General features: G+C 65.1%; 15 protein-coding genes. 11 read left to right on the forward strand and 4 right to left on the reverse strand.

Annotated features, from left to right (window positions below):
• The first annotated feature begins 427 nt into the window (after positions 1-427).
• The 6 genes from IWX77_RS12575 to rbfA all read left to right on the forward strand — a co-directional run bounded on the left by IWX77_RS12575 (position 428) and on the right by rbfA (position 7,554).
• Positions 428-733, forward strand: coding sequence for a hypothetical protein (locus IWX77_RS12575; protein WP_297414630.1), 306 nt, complete (start codon positions 428-430; stop codon positions 731-733).
• A 4-nt stretch (positions 734-737) separates the two neighbouring features.
• Positions 738-2,501, forward strand: a complete 1,764-nt coding sequence (locus IWX77_RS12580; RefSeq protein WP_196844859.1) for a proline--tRNA ligase — start codon at positions 738-740, stop codon at positions 2,499-2,501.
• A gap of 182 nt (positions 2,502-2,683) precedes the next feature.
• Complete coding sequence (gene nusA / locus IWX77_RS12585; protein WP_196844860.1) at positions 2,684-3,721, forward strand: transcription termination factor NusA; 1,038 nt, start codon at positions 2,684-2,686, stop codon at positions 3,719-3,721.
• Positions 3,722-3,729: 8 nt separating this feature from the next.
• Complete coding sequence (locus IWX77_RS12590) at positions 3,730-3,987, forward strand: YlxR family protein (protein WP_196844861.1); 258 nt, start codon at positions 3,730-3,732, stop codon at positions 3,985-3,987.
• Positions 3,988-4,063: 76 nt separating this feature from the next.
• Entirely contained in the window at positions 4,064-6,922 is a 2,859-nt protein-coding gene (gene infB / locus IWX77_RS12595) for a translation initiation factor IF-2 (RefSeq protein WP_196844862.1), read from the forward strand.
• A 119-nt stretch (positions 6,923-7,041) separates the two neighbouring features.
• Positions 7,042-7,554, forward strand: coding sequence for a 30S ribosome-binding factor RbfA (gene rbfA / locus IWX77_RS12600; protein ID WP_196844863.1), 513 nt, complete (start codon positions 7,042-7,044; stop codon positions 7,552-7,554).
• Between the two features lie 68 nt (positions 7,555-7,622).
• Here the strand turns inward: rbfA and IWX77_RS12605 are convergent, their stop codons facing one another.
• From IWX77_RS12605 to IWX77_RS12615, 3 genes are read right to left on the reverse strand one after another with little or no spacing between them, the layout of a single operon-like run.
• Positions 7,623-8,120, reverse strand: coding sequence for a dihydrofolate reductase (locus IWX77_RS12605; RefSeq protein WP_196844864.1), 498 nt, complete (start codon positions 8,118-8,120; stop codon positions 7,623-7,625).
• Positions 8,120-8,965, reverse strand: coding sequence for a thymidylate synthase (locus IWX77_RS12610; RefSeq protein WP_442784469.1), 846 nt, complete (start codon positions 8,963-8,965; stop codon positions 8,120-8,122). The genes IWX77_RS12605 and IWX77_RS12610 overlap by 1 nt, the downstream gene beginning before the upstream one ends.
• Positions 8,962-9,900: an A/G-specific adenine glycosylase gene (locus IWX77_RS12615; RefSeq protein ID WP_196844865.1), complete on the reverse strand. Its 939-nt coding sequence runs from the start codon at positions 9,898-9,900 to the stop codon at positions 8,962-8,964. Before IWX77_RS12615 ends, IWX77_RS12610 begins: the two co-directional genes overlap by 4 nt.
• A gap of 23 nt (positions 9,901-9,923) precedes the next feature.
• Here IWX77_RS12615 and IWX77_RS12620 point away from each other — a divergent pair, with 23 nt between their 5' ends.
• Entirely contained in the window at positions 9,924-10,595 is a 672-nt protein-coding gene (locus IWX77_RS12620) for a hypothetical protein (RefSeq protein ID WP_196844866.1), read from the forward strand.
• Between the two features lie 60 nt (positions 10,596-10,655).
• Here IWX77_RS12620 and IWX77_RS12625 read toward each other — a convergent pair whose 3' ends face one another.
• On the reverse strand, positions 10,656-11,648 hold the full coding sequence (locus tag IWX77_RS12625) for a ketopantoate reductase family protein (protein WP_196844867.1): 993 nt from the start codon (positions 11,646-11,648) through the stop codon (positions 10,656-10,658).
• 87 nt (positions 11,649-11,735) lie between these two features.
• Here IWX77_RS12625 and truB point away from each other — a divergent pair, with 87 nt between their 5' ends.
• The 4 genes from truB to IWX77_RS12645 all read left to right on the forward strand — a co-directional run bounded on the left by truB (position 11,736) and on the right by IWX77_RS12645 (position 14,511).
• On the forward strand, positions 11,736-12,662 hold the full coding sequence (truB, locus tag IWX77_RS12630; protein WP_196844868.1) for a tRNA pseudouridine(55) synthase TruB: 927 nt from the start codon (positions 11,736-11,738) through the stop codon (positions 12,660-12,662).
• A complete protein-coding gene (locus IWX77_RS12635) occupies positions 12,659-13,027 on the forward strand; it encodes a hypothetical protein (RefSeq protein ID WP_196844869.1) in 369 nt (122 codons plus the stop codon). Before truB ends, IWX77_RS12635 begins: the two co-directional genes overlap by 4 nt.
• Positions 13,028-13,105: 78 nt before the next feature.
• Positions 13,106-13,564: a hypothetical protein gene (locus tag IWX77_RS12640; protein WP_196844870.1), complete on the forward strand. Its 459-nt coding sequence runs from the start codon at positions 13,106-13,108 to the stop codon at positions 13,562-13,564.
• Positions 13,561-14,511 carry a bifunctional riboflavin kinase/FAD synthetase gene (locus IWX77_RS12645; RefSeq protein WP_196844871.1) on the forward strand — a complete coding sequence of 317 codons (951 nt, stop codon included), beginning with the start codon at positions 13,561-13,563 and terminating at the stop codon, positions 14,509-14,511. The genes IWX77_RS12640 and IWX77_RS12645 overlap by 4 nt, the downstream gene beginning before the upstream one ends.
• The last annotated feature ends 59 nt before the right edge of the window (positions 14,512-14,570 follow it).

Below are 14,570 nucleotides of genomic sequence, written 5' to 3' on the forward strand. Positions count from 1 at the left end.
CCGGGAGGACACCGGCTCCGGGGTGGAGCCGGTGGCGGCGGGCGGGGCGGTGAGGGTCATGGCGGCGGTGCCTCCTTCACCCACAATTATAGCCCCAAAAGCACATAAAAACGATAGAATCTCAGTAATTTGCTGATATCAATTTAGATTGAATTCTGCTTTGTAAAGTGCTGCGTGTCGGTGATGAGAACTGGGTGATGAGAACCGGGTGATGAGAACCGTTTGTCGCACGTGCTCATATCTCAACTTCACTTGGTCTAACACCGCTCCACCCTTCCCGCGACCCTGAACCGCCGCTCGAACCAGGATGTCCTGAACCGCCGCTCGCACCAGGATGTCCTGAACGCAGCAAATCGTCGTGTCGCCGCTGGCAACCGTGAAGGAGAACATCCGCCGAGTCGTGCACGGGCAGCCGAAGTCTCGAGGTATGACGTCACCACTTCGCGGATCGCTGCACCACGTTGAACTGCGGGTGACAGACCTCCACACGGCGCTTCCAGCCTGGCAATGGCTCCTGGCCGAGTTCGGTTATGACGAGTTGCAATCCTGGGCTGACGGCACGAGCTGGAAACTTGGCGCCACCTGTATAGTGCTGGAGCGCAGCGCGCATCCGCTCAGACACGATCGACGCCAGGCCGGCCTCAGCCATCTGGCTTTTCACGCCCGGGATCGTCGCCGGGGAATCGTGAGTACACACCGTGGGAGAGCGGATGTCGGCGCGCGCGTAAGGTAGACGGGTGCCTACACGTCTCTCCAACTACTTTCTCCGCACTCTCCGCGAGGACCCCTCCGACGCCGAGGTGACCAGCCACCGTCTGCTCGTGCGGGCCGGCTACATCCGTCGCCAGGCGCCGGGCATTTTCGCCTGGCTGCCGCTCGGCCTGCGGGTGAAGGCCAAAGTGGAGCGCATCATCCGTGAAGAGATGCACGCTGCCGGCGCGCACGAGGTGCACTTTCCGGCCCTGCTGCCGCGCGAACCCTACGAATTGACCGGCCGCTGGGACGAATACGGCGAGGGACTGTTTCGCCTGAAAGATCGTAAGGGCTCCGACATGCTGCTCGCACCGACCCATGAAGAGGTCTTCGCGCTGCTCGTCAAAGACCTCTACAGCAGCTACAAAGACCTTCCGCTGTCGATCTACCAGATTCAGGACAAGTACCGCGATGAGGCCCGCTCGCGCGGCGGACTGTTGCGCGGACGCGAGTTCACCATGAAGGATGCCTACTCCTTCGACTACACCGACGCCGGCCTCGACGTGAGCTACCAGTTGCAGCGCGACGCCTACGAGCGCATCTTCACCCGCTTCGACCTCGACTACGAGATCGTGCAAGCTGATGCCGGCGCGATGGGTGGCTCCAAGAGCGAAGAATTTCTGCACCCCACCCCCGTCGGCGAAGATACTTTTGTGCGCAGTGCCGGCGGCTACGCGGCCAACATTGAGGCGTTCCGCACCCTCGTTCCGGCTGACAAAGATTTCAGCGCACTGCCCGCCGCGCAGGTCTTCGACACCCCGAACACCCCGACCATTCAGACGCTGGTCGACAAGGCCAACTCCGAGCACCCTCGTCCCGATGGCCGCGAGTGGACGGCAGCCGACACGCTCAAGAACGTCGTGCTCGCGGTCACGAGCCCGGGCGGAACGCGTGAGCTCATCGCGATCGGTGTTCCCGGCGACCGGGAGGTTGACCTCAAGCGCGTCGAGGTTGTCTTCGCTCCCGCCGAGGTCGAGGCCGCCAATGAGGGCGACTTCGCCACGAACCCCGGTTTGGTCAAGGGCTACATCGGCCCGTGGAGCGAGAACGGCGCGGTGCTCGGCGCGGGCTCGACCACCGGCATCCGTTTTCTGGTCGACCCGCGTGTGGTCGCCGGCACCGAGTGGATCACCGGCGCCAGCGAAGACAACCGCCACGTGTTCGGCCTCGTCGCCGGCCGTGACTTCGGGGTCGACGATGTGGTCGAGGCCTCCGACGTGCGCGCCGGCGACCCGGCCCCCGACGGCTCCGGCCCGGTCGAACTCATTCGCGGTATGGAGATCGGGCATGTGTTCCAGCTCGGCCGTAAGTACGCCGAGGTGCTCGGCCTCAAAGTGCTCGACGAGAACGGCAAGCTGGTCACGGTCACGATGGGCTCCTACGGCATTGGCGTCACCCGCATCCTCGCGGTCATCGCCGAGCTGAACAACGACGCAAAGGGACTCATCTGGCCCGAATCGGTCACCCCGTTCGACGTGCACGTGATCGCCACCGGCCGTGACGAGATCGTCTTCGACACCGCAGAGGCCGTCGTCGCCGCGATCGAGGCCACCGGCCGCGATGTGCTCTACGATGACCGCCGTAAGGTCTCGCCCGGCGTCAAGTTCGGCGACGCCGAACTCATCGGCGTACCGCGGATCGTCATCGTGGGCCGCGGCGCCGCCGACGGCATCGTCGAACTGTGGAACCGCCGCACCGGCGAGCGCGAGCAGATCGACGTCGCCGACGTTGCCAAGCACTTCGTCTAACCCGATATTTCGAGAGCGGATGCTGCCGACTGGCTGAGCCGGCAGCATCCGTTCTGTGAAGACCCCGCCCATCTTTTCGCGCACAGGCGAGTGGGTGACGGGGCGCCGCAGATTCGGGTACCGTAGTATTCAGCCCGCTGCGCGGTTTCGCGGCGGCAAGATCTGAATAGAGGAGGCCGGCCATGGACATCGACCTCAGTGTTTTGCGGCTACTGGAGCGCGAAAAAGAGATTCCCTTCGAGGAACTCGTGCAAATCATCGAACAGGCGATTCTGACCGCCTATGTCAAGCACATCCAGCAGGACGTCACGAAGCTTGAAGCTTCGAAGATTGCTGACGCCAAGCACGACATCCAGGATGTCCCCGAAGCGCGCGTCGTTCTCGACCGCAAATCCGGGCACGTGGACATTTACATTCCCGAGCACGACGAAGAGGGCAATGTCATCGGCGAAGCCCTCGACAACCCGACCGACTTCGGTCGTATCGCGGCGTTCGCCGCCAAGCAGGTCATTAACCAGCGTCTGCGCGACCTGGCCGACGACGCGGTGCTCGGTCAGTTCAAGGGTCGCGAGGGTGACATCATCGCCGGAATCATTCAGCAGGGTCCCAACCCGCGCATGATTCACGTCGACCTCGGCACCATCGAAGCGATCATGCCCCCCGAGGAGCAGGTTCCCACCGAAAGCTACGTGCACGGCGCGCGCATTCGCGTGTTCGTCACGGCTGTCGGACGTGGACTCAAGGGCCCGCAGATCACCGTGTCGCGCACCCACCCGTCGCTCGTGCGCAAGCTGTTCGCACTCGAGGTGCCCGAGATCGCCAGCGGTGTCGTCGAGATCGTGTCGCTCGCCCGTGAAGCCGGCCACCGCACCAAGATCGCCGTGCGCGCGACCGAACCCGGCGTCAATGCCAAGGGTGCCTGCATCGGCGAACTCGGACAGCGCGTGCGCGCCGTGACCGTTGAACTCAACAATGAGAAGATCGATATCGTCGACTTCTCGCCCGACCTCGCGACCTTCGTCGCAAGCGCCCTGTCGCCGGCCAAGGTGACCAGCGCCTACGTGATCGATCAGTCGATCAAGGCGGTGCGTGCCCTCGTACCCGACTATCAGCTCTCGCTCGCGATCGGTAAAGAGGGCCAGAATGCCCGCCTCGCAGCCAAGTTGACCGGTGCGAAAATCGACATTCAGCCCGACAGTATTCTGGAGGATGCCGAATAGGGGGTACGATGAAGTCCGTAAGAACGTGTATTGGCTGCCGTTCGCGCGCCCCTCGATCCTCACTTTTGCGGATCGTTGCTGGGAAATCAGAAATTGTGGTGGATGAAACCGCCACAATCCCCGGTAGAGGTGCGTGGCTGCATGCCCGCGACTCGTGCTTTCAGGATGCCGTAAGGCGACGCGCTTTCGGGCGTGCCTTTCGCGTGACCAGGTCACTGGACGCGAAACAACTAGAGAACAGGCTGAATTGGCTTATGGATAACTAATGAGCGGCTCGAAATGAGACCCGTCCGTTACTAACGGTCTGCCCCTTTCCGGGTGCAGACCCGGAACAGGAGAATTGTGGCTGCGAAACCACGCGTACACGAGATCGCTACCGAGCTCGGAGTCGACAGCAAGGTAGCCCTTGCTAAATTGAAAGAAATGGGCGAGTTCGTCAAAGGACCGTCCAGTAGCGTTGAACCGCCCGTAGCCCGTCGCCTACGCGCCGCTCTTGAGACGGAAAGTGCCGCCGCGAAGGCTGCAACGCCCGCGCCCACCGCTGGTGCTGCCGTCACGGCACCGCCCGCACGTCCGAGCCACGGCGCCAAACCGGGCGCTCGCCCCAGCCCGAAGCCCGTCGCTGCACCGGTCGCCACCGTTGTTGCCGAGTCTGCACCGACCTCGGCAGTGGATGCCGCGCCGCTTCCGGTCGCACCGCTCACCGTCGCCGAGCGCCAGACCCAGGCCGCCGAGAAGGCTGCCGCTGCACAGAAGGCTGCTGCTGCCGACCGGGCTGCCGCAGCTGATGTCGCCGACAAGCCCAGCACCGACACCCCAGAAGCGAAGACTACGGCAGGATCGGCTACGCCGGTCAAGCCGGGGATGCCTCGCCCGGGAGCAGCACGACCGGGCAACAACCCGTTCGCCAGCAACCAGGGCATGGGCCAGCGACCCGCCCAGCCGCCGCGTCCGGGCAACAACCCGTTCGCGAGCGCGCAGGGCATGGGCCAGCGTCCCGCAACACCCACACCGAGCAACATTCCGCGCCCTCCGGCGCCTCGTCCCGGCGCTCCGCGCCCCGGCGGACCCGGCCAGGCTGCACGCCCAACCGGTTTCGGTCAGCGTCCCGGCGCCTTCCAGCGCCCCGGCGGCGCCCCGGGTGGAGCCGGTGGAGCACGCCCCGGATTCACGCGTCCGGGCGCTCCGGCCGGAGCCCCCGGCTTCGGCCCGCCCCGCCCCGCCGGTGGTGGCGGTGGAGCCGGTCGCGGTCGCGGCCCGGGCGGTGGCACCGCTGGTGCCTTTGGTCGCGGTGGCGGCAAGAACAAGGCGCGCAAGTCGAAGCGCACGAAGAGAGCAGAGTTCGAGCTGCGCGAGGCCCCGTCGTTGGGTGGAGTATCCGTACCCCGCGGCGACGGTGGAACCGTTGTTCGTCTCCGTCGGGGGGCATCCATCACCGACTTCGCCGACAAGATTGACGCGAGCCCCGGAAACCTCGTTACCGTACTGTTTCACCTCGGTGAAATGGCCACGGCAACGGAGTCCCTCGACGAGGCCACGTTCGACGTGCTCGGCAGCGAGCTCGGCTACAAGATTCAGATGGTCTCTCCCGATGACGAAGACCGTGAGCTGCTGCTCGCGTTCGACATCGACATTGACCAGGAACTCGAAGACGAAACCGATGAAGACCTCGAGATTCGTCCTCCCGTCGTCACCGTTATGGGCCACGTCGACCACGGTAAGACCGCGCTTCTTGACGCGATCCGTAACGCCAAGGTCGCCGAGGGTGAGGCCGGTGGAATCACGCAGCACATCGGTGCGTACCAGATCATCACCGAGCACGAGGGTATCGATCGCGCGCTGACATTCATCGACACACCGGGTCACGAGGCGTTCACCGCCATGCGTGCTCGTGGTGCGCAGGTCACCGACATCGCCATTCTTGTGGTAGCTGCCGATGACGGCATCAAGCCGCAGACGATTGAGGCGCTCAACCACGCCCAGGCCGCCAACGTGCCGATCGTGGTCGCAGTCAACAAGATTGACAAGCCCGGGGCCAACCCGCAGAAGGTGCGCCAGCAGCTCACCGAATTCGGCCTCGTCGCCGAAGAGTACGGCGGAGACGTCATGTTCGTCGACGTGTCGGCCAAGAACAGGACCGGCATCAAGGAAATCCTTGACGCCGTGCTCCTGGTCGCTGACGCCGGACTCGACATGCGTTCCAACCCGAACAAGGATGCCCGTGGTGTCGCCATCGAGGCACGCCTCGACAAGGGCCGCGGCGCGGTGGCAACCGTTCTCATCCAGTCCGGAACGCTGCATGTTGGAGACTCCATCGTCGCCGGAACGGCCTACGGCCGCGTTCGTGCGATGGCCGATGAAAACGGTGTTGCCGTTCTCGCCGCCACGCCGTCCCGCGCGGTTCAGGTCCAGGGTCTGTCGAGCGTTCCCCGCGCCGGCGACACCTTCCTCGTCATCGAGGAAGACCGCACCGCACGTCAGATCGCCGAGAAGCGTGAAGCTGCCGAGCGCAACGCCCTGCTGGCCAAGGCCCGCAAGCGCATCAGCCTCGAAGACTTCACCCGTGCACTCGAAGAGGGCAAGGTCGAGTCGCTCAACCTCATCATCAAGGGTGACGTTTCCGGTGCCGTTGAGGCCCTGGAAGAGTCGCTGCTCAAGATCGAGGTCGACGATTCGGTTCAGCTGCGCATCATCCACCGCGGTGTCGGTGCGGTCACGGAGAGCGACGTCAACCTCGCCACCGTCGACAACGCCATCATCATCGGGTTCAACGTTCGTCCCGACACGAAGGCCCGTGAGCGTGCAGCTCGCGAAGGCGTCGACGTGCGGTTCTACTCCGTTATCTACTCCGCCCTCGAGGACATCGAGAATTCCCTCACGGGAATGCTCAAGCCCGAGTACGAAGAGATCCAGAGTGGTATCGCCGAAATTCGCGAGGTCTTCAGTTCGTCGAAGTTCGGAAACGTCGCCGGTGTCATCGTGCGCTCAGGTACCATCACCCGAAATGCCAAGGCTCGCGTTATTCGCGAGGGCATCGTGGTGGGGGACAACCTGGGCATTGAGTCGCTGCGTCGCTTCAAGGACGATGTCACCGAGGTCCGCACGGACTTCGAGTGTGGTATCGGACTGGGCAAGTTCAACGACATCCGGATTGGCGATGAGATTGAAACCATCGAAATGAAGGAGAAGCCGCGCGTCTAACGACTCGCAGGTTTCGGGGTAGTGGGTCTTCGCCAAGCGGGGGCCCACTACCTCATTACCGCCGCACGGGCAGGTAGGCACAATACGAGCGCGAGAGCGTTCTCGATAAGGAGTAAGTCATGGCAGATCCGGAACGCGCGAGAAAGATGGCGGACCGTATTAAGGTCATCATCGCCAAGCGACTGGAACGCGGCCTGCGCGACCCGCGGCTCGGGTTCGTGACCATCACCGATGTGAAGGTGACCGGCGATCTGCAGCACGCATCCGTTTTCTACACGGTCTATGGTTCGATCGAGGAGCGCACCGACAGCGCGGCCGCGCTCAAGGCCGCGACCGGGCTCATGCGCAGCGAGGTCGGCAAGAACATCACCGCACGGCTCACCCCGTCGATTGAGTTCATCGCCGACGGAATCCCCGAGAACGCCGCGCTCATTGATGATCTGCTGCGCGAAGCGCACGATCGCGACAGCGCAACCAACGACAGTAAGGGTGCAGCCACCTACGCCGGCGACGCCGACCCCTACAAGAAACCGCGCGACTACGATCTCGAAGACGACGATTCAGAAGAGTCCGATGGCTCCGATGAGTCCGACGAATCCGACGAGTCCGGCGAATCCAGCACCAAAAACTAACAGCGGTAGCAGTACCTCGCACCGGGCCCGGGCCCGGTGCACTTTGAGGCGCGATTTGCGACTCGGGGTCAGCTGGTGGGGGCCCGCTGGTATCGTACGAAACGGAACGGCAGGCCGGCGCTGGAGCGCAGCCATCCGGTTGTCGAGCCCGTCTCGACGTTGTTCCAACCGGTAGTGATCGTGGGAGCGAAGGTGTCACCGGTAATCACCGCGTCGATCTCCGTCACCTCAAGAATGTCGGCGTAGGGCAACGCGAGCCGATAGATTTCGGCGCCGCCGATCACCCAGACTGGCCCCTCGGTTTGCGAGAGAGCATCTTCCAGGCTGTGCGCAACGGATGCCCCCTCCGCGGCCCAGTCCCGCTGCCGTGTGACCACGACGTTCTGCCGGCCGGGCAGCGGGCGATAGCGCTCCGGAAGTGAATCCCAGGTGCGCCGGCCCATGATGACGGCGCCGCCGTGGGTGACGGAACGAAAATGGGCGAGATCTTCGGGCAGGTGCCAGGGCATGAGCCCGTTGGCACCAATGACGCCGCCCAGGGTCTGGGCCCAGATCAGGCCGATCATCAGACGGCAACCCGGCCGCGGATGGCGGGATGGTGCTGATAGTTCTCCAGCACGAGGTCGTCGTAGTCGTAGTCGAACAGGCTGGTGCGGCCCGGCTTGATGCGCAGGGTGGGGGAGGTGAACGGGGTGCGCGAGAGCTGCTCGGTGACCTGCTCGACGTGATTGTCGTAGATGTGGCAGTCCCCGCCGGTCCAGACGAACTCGCCGAGTTCGAGGCCGGCCTGCTCGGCGACGAGCTGGGTGAGCAGTGCGTAGCTGGCGATATTGAACGGCACGCCGAGAAAGAGGTCGGCGCTGCGTTGATAGAGCTGGCAGGAGAGCTTGCCGTCGGCGACGTAGAACTGAAACAAGGCGTGGCAGGGTGCGAGCGCCATGTTCGGCAGATCGGCCACGTTCCAGGCGGAGACGATCATGCGACGGGAGTCCGGATCGGTGCGCAGGGTGTCGAGCACCTGGCTGATCTGGTCGATGGTGTCGCCACCGGGGGTGGGCCATGAACGCCACTGCACCCCGTAGACGGGGCCGAGCTCGCCGTTCTCGTCGGCCCACTCGTTCCAGATGCGTACGCCCTTCTCTTGGAGCCAGGTCACGTTGGAGTCGCCGCGCAGAAACCAGAGGAGCTCGTAGGCGATCGACGCGAAGTGCACCCGTTTGGTGGTGACGAGCGGAAAACCGGCGGCCAGATCGAAACGCAGCTGGCGGCCGAACACGCTTCGAGTGCCGGTTCCGGTGCGGTCGGCCTTCCTGGTGCCGTTTTCGAGGGTGTCGCGTAGCAACGCCGAGTACTGGCTATCAGCATCGGGTATGGGGGCGAAGGAAGCAGCCGGAGAAGTTGTTGACGTCACCGGTCAATCGTACTCGGCGAAGCCAGCTCGTCCGGCAGGATGTACCCATCGGGCGCCGGTCTGGCCAGTCCATCGGCGATGAGGCTGGCCAGCGCGCGCTGCAGCTGCGCCGCATCCGGCCAGAGCGTGGCGAGCTCGGCATCCGTTACCGAGCGGTGGGTGGAGCGCAGCTCGGCCAAGATCAGGCCGCGCACCTGCCGGTCGCTGCCCGCGAACTTCTTCTGCACGGTCTTGCGCGTTCCGGTGTATTCGGGGTAGCCGGCGGCCCGCCAGGCGCACACATTCCGAATCGGGCATACATCGCAGTGCGGGGTGCGGCTGGTGCAGACGACCGCACCGAGTTCCATGATCGCGGCGTTGAACAGTGCAGCCTCGTGCACGCTCTCCGGCAGCAGCAGGCCCATCGCGTGCAGGTCCCGGCCGCGACTGGGAGGAGACGGTTCACCCGCGCCGGCGATGGCGCGGGCGATCACCCGACGTGTGTTCGTGTCGACGACCGGATGCCGATGGCCGTACGCAAACGCGGCCACCGCCCGCGCGGTGTAGTCACCGATCCCGGTCAATGCCAGCAGATCGTCGATGTCGGAGGGCACGATGCCGCCGTGTAGATCGGTGATCTGTACCGCTGCGGAGTGCAACCACAGCGCGCGTCGCGGGTACCCGAGGCTGGACCAGGCCCGCACCGCCTCGCTCGGCGGCACCGCGGCGAGGTCGGCGGGGGTGGGCCAGCGCGCCAGCCACTCCTCCAACCGGGGAATGACCCGGTTCACCGGTGTCTGCTGCAGCATGAACTCGCTCACCAAAATGCCCCACGCCCCAAAACCGTCGCGGCGCCACGGCAGGTCGCGCGCATTGGCGACGAACCAGGCGTTGAGTGTGGCGGTGACGGTGGTCGCTTGCCTGCGCGCGGCGTGATTGGAGGGTGTGGCGTTCATCTGTTCTAACCTAAGCTCGATTCATGAAGCTGGTCTCCACTTTGCGCATCAACTTTCTGCGCACCCTCGCCGCCGAGATCCTGCACAATTACGGCCGCGGTCGCACGATCGTTGCCATCGATGGAACGGATGCCGCTGGTCGCGCAGCCTTCGCCGACGACCTGGCCGCGGTGTTCCGCGAAGACGAACGGCACGTGTTCCGGGCGAGCCTGCGTTACTTTCAGCGCTCACGCGCCGAACGGCAGCGGCTCGCGCCGGAGCTGCCCGATTCCCGCAGCGCCGATTCAAGAAGCGCCGATTCAAACAGCGCCGATTCAAAGAGCGCCGATTCAAGCGACCATCCGTACCGGGTCGGCTACGACGACTCGGCCCTGCGCCGGGTGCTCGTCGAGCCGTTTCGCATGGGCGGCAGCACCGGATTCGTCACCGAAGAATTTGATCCTGACCGGGACGCCTGGATTCAACCGACCTGGCAGACCGCTCCCGCTGATGCCATTCTGATCATCGACGGCGACTACATCAACCGTCCCGAACTGCACGGACTCTGGCTGTACAGCGTGTTGTTGGAGGGCGCACCCGGAACCGAATCCGATCCGCGCTACCTCGCCGAGGTACACCCACGCGACATCGTGTCGGCCGTTGTCGACACGACGAACCAACAGGCCCCGCGCCGCGTGCTGACCGACCGCTGCTGACCGACCGCTGCTGAGCGAGCGAGCAAGCTGCTGCGCATCCGCTTGGCCGCGCCTGCCGGGCTACCGAAACCGGGCGCAAACCTCGGCCGGTGCGAGAAAAGCACCACTGCGTTCGACCTCGTGCACGAGCTCGGTCAGCAGCGCGTTCACGGGCGCGACCACGCCGGCTGCTGCTGCAGCACGCACGACCGCCCCGTTCAGAAAATCGATCTCGGTGCGCTGGCCACGATGCAGGCTCTGCAGGGTCGAACCCTGGTTCAACACCGTACCCATGCGCGAGCGCATCGACAGTGGCAGCACTTGGCCCGCCCAGATCGGCGCCAGCGCAAAAACACGCAGTCGCCGGTGGGAGAGGCCCTGCAGCGAGCCAAACAGCACCCCCCTGCCGAGGCCGACCCGCACGGTTTCGCGCATACTCCGGGTCATCAACAGGCGCAGGCCCGCCTGCCCGATCACCTCCTGCACGCTGCGCCCGGTGATAGCAGGCAGGGCATTGAGCATGTTGACGACGAGTTTGGTCCACTGGGCGCCGACGAAGTTTTCGAGGGCCAGAGTGGGCGCGGCGGCGCCCAGCACCGCCTGCCAGCGCAGCGTCCCCGCATCGACCGGGCCGATGCCGCGGCCGAGATAGCTGGGCGCCGTCGTCGTCACTCGTACCCGACCGGGCCCCTCATAGTGGGCCGCAATGATCGTGATCAGCCCAAAACACTCGGACTGCGGCAGCAGCCGCTGCGCGGTCGTGACCCCGTCGAGCCCGTTCTGCACGACGATCACCGGGGTGCCATCAAGCACGGCGGCGTTCTCGGCGATCGCGGCGGCAGCATCCTGCGCCTTCGTGCAGATCAGCGCGAGATCGCACGGTTCAATCAGCCGTTCAACGGCCAGCGGCCGCGCGAAGCGGTCACCGTAGCCACCCGTCAAGCGAATACCGTCGGCCAGCACCGTGGGCAGGGCTGCCCCGCGCATCGTCACGACCAGATCGTGCCCCTGCGCAGCGAGCAGGCACGCAAACGTACTGCCCAGGGCGCCCGCACCGATCACCGCGATTCTCACGGCTCACATACTACGGGGCCGCCGTGGGTCCACAGCCCGCACCCGATTCGGACCGCGGCCCCAGTCGCACGCTGGTACCCTCAGGGAGTGACCAGCGGCCTTCTACTCATTGACAAGGCGCAGGGCTGGACCAGTCACGACGCTGTCGCCCGAACCCGGCGTCTGGCCGGAACCCGCAAGGTGGGCCATGCCGGCACCCTCGACCCGATGGCGACGGGGCTGCTCGTGCTCGGCATCAACAGCTCGACCCGGCTGCTCACCTACATCGTCGGCCTCGACAAGGAATACCTCGCGACCATTCGCCTCGGCCAGTCGACCACAACGGATGACGCGGAGGGCGACGAACTCACCCGTGCCACGCCCGAGCAGGTTGCCGCCATCACCCCCGCCGCCGTCACCACCGGGATCGCCGACCTCACCGGCGACATCAGCCAGCAGCCGAGCGCGGTCAGCGCCATCAAGGTCGACGGCAAACGCGCGTACGCCCGGGTGCGCGCCGGTGAAGATGTGCAGTTGCCGTCCCGCCCGGTGACTGTGAGCGAATTCGAACTGCGCTCGAGCACGCACCGTGACGGTTTTCTCGACCTCGATGTGCGCGTGGAGTGCGCCTCCGGCACCTATATTCGGGCCCTGGCCCGAGATCTCGGGTTCTCCCTCGGCGTCGGCGGGCACCTCACCGCACTGCGCCGCACCCGCATCGGCCCGTTCCGCCTCGAGAACGCCGCCACGCTGGGAGAACTCGATGTCGCCGCGCACCTTATTTCACCAGCGGATGCCGCCACCCGGCTGCTCCCACGCCTCGACCTGTCGACAGAGCAGGCGATCGACCTCGGCCATGGCAAACGCATCACCGTGCTGAGCGCCGTGCAGGCGGGTGCCACCGGACCGGTCGCTGCCATTGCACCCAACGGCCGCCTGGTCGGCCTGGTCGAATACCGCGGCGACCAGGCCAGGTCGCTGCTGAACTTTCCGCCAGACGAACCCGAACCGAGCGAATCGACGCCCGCCTCATGATCGACTGGTTCACCTGGCTGCAACTGGCCATCGCCGTGCCCGGCGGACTGCTCAGCGTCTTCCTCGGACTCTTCGGGCGTAAACCCACCGACCTCACGATGGGGGTGACCGCGCTTGTTGAACTGCTGTTGATCGTGCAGCTCGCGGCCGCGATCGCGGCGCCGCTGGCCGGTAACGACGCCACGGGCAGCCTGCTCGAGTTCTACACCTACCTGGTCAGCGCCATTCTGCTGCCGGTCGCGGCTGGATTCTGGGCCCTCGTCGAACGCAGCCGCTGGAGTACAGTCATTCTCGGCGTGACCTGCCTGTCGGTCGCGGTCATGCTGTATCGAATGAACCAGATCTGGAACGTGCAGGGCAGCTGACCCGGTTCCGGGTGCGGTGCGGATGCTGCGATAATTACCGAGCAATGATGATGGCCGAGCTCTAATGAATGCCGAGTGATGACAGATTCCCAGACCCAAGTGCACGCCCCTTCCAGTCGGGTGAGCGGCATCGGCCGACTCCTTATCGCCGTTTACGGTGTGCTGGCCCTCGCGGCCACGGGGCGTTCGTTCGTGCAGATCGTGCGGGCATTCGATGAGGCTCCGCTGGCGTACTCCCTCTCCGCTCTCGCCGCCGTGGTCTACATCGTCGCGACGGCCGCACTGATCAAGCGCAGCGCACGCTGGTATCGCATCGCCTGGGTCACCATCAGCTTCGAACTGCTGGGTGTGCTCGTTGTCGGAACACTGAGCCTCGTCGACCCTGCCCTGTTTCAGCACGCCACCGTGTGGTCGATCTACGGCGTTGGATACATCTTCATACCGCTCGTGCTGCCGTTGCTCGGCATGTGGTGGCTCGCGCGCCACCCGGTGTTGTCCGCCGCATCCCGCACGGCGGCCGGTACGGGCCGCGCATGAACACCCTCTACGGGGTCGACTCGGTACCGAGCGGATGGCCCGCCTCCGCCGTCAGTATCGGCAAGTTCGATGGCGTGCATGCCGGGCATCGGGCGGTCATCACCGAGCTCCAGGCCATTGCCGCGCGAGAGCAGCTCGCGGCCGTCGTCGTCACGTTCGACCGGCATCCGCTTGCCCTGCTCTCGCCGGCCACCTGCCCGGGCACGCTGGTCAGCGCCGAGCAAAAGCTCAAGCTCATCGCCGAGACCGGGGTCGACGCCACCCTGCTGCTCGAATTCAACCACACCCTGTCGAGCCTGCCGCCGCGGGAATTCATCGAGCGCATCTTGGTCACCGCCCTGCATGCCCGCTTCGTGCTGGTCGGTCGCGATTTTCGGTTCGGGGCTGGGGGCGGGGGGGATGTTGCCCTGCTTCGTGATCTCGGCGTCGAGTTCGGCTACGAGGTGCGCATAATCGACGACGTGAAGCCGAACGGCGAACGCCGCGTGTCCTCAACCTGGATTCGCGAGCTTCTGGGAACGGGCGACGTGACCGCGGCGGGAGAACTGCTCGCACACCTGCCGACAGTGCGCGGCCTCGTCGTTCACGGTGCCGCTCGCGGTCGCGAGCTGGGCTTTCCCACTGCCAACCTGTCAGCCGACTCCGAGGGCCTGATTCCCGCCGACGGCGTATATGCGGGCTGGCTGACGGATGCCGGATCTCGCTACCCGGCGGCGATTTCGGTGGGTAACAACCCCACCTTCGACGGCGTCGCCCAGAAGCAGGTGGAAGCGTACGTGCTTGACGAGGTCGACCTGGACCTCTACGACCACGTCGTCGACGTATCGTTCGTGGAACGCATTCGCGGCATGGTCGCCTACTCGGGTATCGACCCGCTGATCGAGCAGATTCGCGATGACGTCGAACGGGTCCGCGCGATCCTGGGTAGTCAGTCGGCACAGTCTTAAACATCTGGTGCTGTTTGCCCATCATGACAGCTACGGTGGTCAGATGCCGCGGCTGGTCC

The organism is Cryobacterium sp. CAN_C2 (assembly GCF_015751745.1).
Lineage (GTDB): Bacteria > Actinomycetota > Actinomycetes > Actinomycetales > Microbacteriaceae > Cryobacterium.